We start from the raw sequence: 2,063 nt of genomic DNA on the forward strand, positions 1-2,063 counted from the left end.
AACTGGGCATTCCTCACCAGAAATCCCTGGTCTCCGACCGGGTCAGTTGCCGCTTCGGGGTGGCGACCCTGGTGCCGGATCAGAGCAGTTCCATCGCCCAGTTGATCCAAAAAGCGGATGCGGCCCTCTATCAGGCCAAGCATAATGGGCGGGATCGTATCGAAGTAGCCTTGATGGGTAAGGTTGCCTGAGTTTCACATGACAGATTTAAAGAGGTTGTCTATGCAATGTCATCGTATCGAAGAGCTGCTGGAGTTGTTGCAGCCTGCCTGGATCAAGGAACAGGACCTCAGCCTGGTGCAATTCGTTGCCAAACTGGCGGCGGAAGCCCGCTATGAGGGTGCCTTGTCCGACCTGACCGACGACATGCTGATCTACCACCTCAAGATGCGGGAGTCCGACAAGCAGGCGATGATCCCCGGCCTGGCCAAGGATCATGTACCCGATTTCAAGGAAGCTCTGCTCAAGGCCCGTGGCATCAAGTGATCCCGGCGCGGTGCAAATAGCGCCAAAGAATGGTTTCAAGAGAATCTCTCAAAAAGGTGTTTCGTCAACTGGCGACACGCCTTTTTTGTTGCTTGAAATTGCGACGTCACTCGAACATTAGATACATTTTACCCACACAATTAGCAGGTTGTTTAAGATATAATCCGCTCCATAACAATTAATGAGTGGAGCTAAGTGTTGCAATGGCCGACCAGGACAAGATCGATATCAAGGATGTCACCGGCGATGTAACGGGGACGTACAACCCCAATACCTTCAAAGCCAGCGACGACAGGTTCAATCCCGGCAACAGCATCTATGTGAGGGCGCAACCCGGCTACTGGCAGCGGGTACGCAAGGCCATGGGCTGGTTCTTCGTGGTGATCTTCGTCGCCTTGCCCTGGTTGCGTTATGACGGTCGTCAGGCCGTGCTGTTCGATATCGATCATCAGCAGTTCCATATCTTCGGTGCAACCATCTGGCCGCAGGATCTGACCCTGCTGGCCTGGATCTTCATGATCGCTGCCTTCGGGCTCTTCTTCGTGACTACCTTCCTCGGCCGGGTCTGGTGTGGTTATCTCTGCCCGCAGACGGTGTGGACTTTCATGTTCATCTGGTTCGAAGAGAAGCTGGAAGGGGCGGCCAATAAACGGCGCAGGCTGGATGCGGCTCCCTGGAGTGGCGAGAAGCTGGCCCGCAAGGGCGCAAAGCATCTGGCGTGGATCCTGCTCTCCCTCGGTACCGGTCTTACCTTTGTTGCCTATTTCCAGGATGCATTCCAGCTGGTGCCTGACGTTCTCACCCTGCAGGCGAGTGGCTGGGTCATCTTCTGGGTGCTGTTCTTTGCCGCCTGTACCTACGGCAACGCAGGCTGGATGCGCGCCATCATGTGTATCCACATGTGCCCCTATGCCCGCTTCCAGTCCGCCATGTTCGACAAGGACACCTTCATCGTCGGCTACGACACCAAGCGTGGCGAGAGCCGTGGTGCCCGTGCCCGCAAGGTGGATCACAAGGCGCTGGGGCTGGGGGATTGCATCGACTGCGATCTCTGCGTGCAGGTCTGCCCGACCGGCATCGACATCCGCGACGGTCTGCAGTACGAGTGCATCAACTGCGGCGCCTGCGTCGATGCCTGTGACCAGACCATGGATCGCATGGGTTATCCGAAGGGGCTGATCAGCTATACCACTGAGCACAAGCTGGCCCACAACAGCACCCATGTGGCGCGGCCCAAGCTGCTTGGCTATGGCCTGGTGATGGTCATCATGCTGGGGGTGTTCGTCTACAATGCCATGTCCATCATGCCGATGGGGCTCGACATACTGCGGGATCGCAACCAGCTGTTCCGCGAGAACAGTGAGGGGCTCATCGAGAACACCTACACCCTCAAGATCCTCAACAAGACCCTGCATGCCCAGACTTATCAGCTGGATGTGGAAGGGTTACCTGAGCACCAGTGGTTTGGTCCGCGCGACGTAACCCTGAAGGCGGGCGAGATCTACACCTTGCCGGTGAGCGTGGCCGTTGACCCCTTCAACCTGAAGAAGCCGACCCTGGACATCCAGTTTGTGCTC

3 protein-coding genes are annotated in these 2,063 nt (G+C 56.9%); all 3 read left to right on the forward strand.

What is annotated here, in order from left to right:
* Positions 1–191: GGDEF domain-containing protein (locus AAC083_RS05355; RefSeq protein ID WP_146181584.1), on the forward strand; the 191-nt coding region annotated here is incomplete at its 5' end.
* A gap of 31 nt (positions 192–222) precedes the next feature.
* Positions 223–486, forward strand: coding sequence for a YihD family protein (locus AAC083_RS05360; protein ID WP_042035874.1), 264 nt, complete (start codon positions 223–225; stop codon positions 484–486).
* Between the two features lie 203 nt (positions 487–689).
* A partial coding sequence (ccoG, locus tag AAC083_RS05365) for a cytochrome c oxidase accessory protein CcoG (RefSeq protein WP_108536031.1) occupies positions 690–2,063 on the forward strand: 1,374 nt, incomplete at its 3' end.

Origin of the sequence: Aeromonas sp. HMWF014, assembly GCF_963878295.1 — a bacterium.
Classification (GTDB): domain Bacteria; phylum Pseudomonadota; class Gammaproteobacteria; order Enterobacterales; family Aeromonadaceae; genus Aeromonas; species Aeromonas popoffii.

What these genes read in the sequence shown, in the direction of transcription:
- AAC083_RS05360 (WP_042035874.1), top strand. Translation starts at nt 223, where the DNA reads ATGCAATGTCATCGTATCGAAGAGCTGCTGGAGTTGTTGCAGCCTGCC.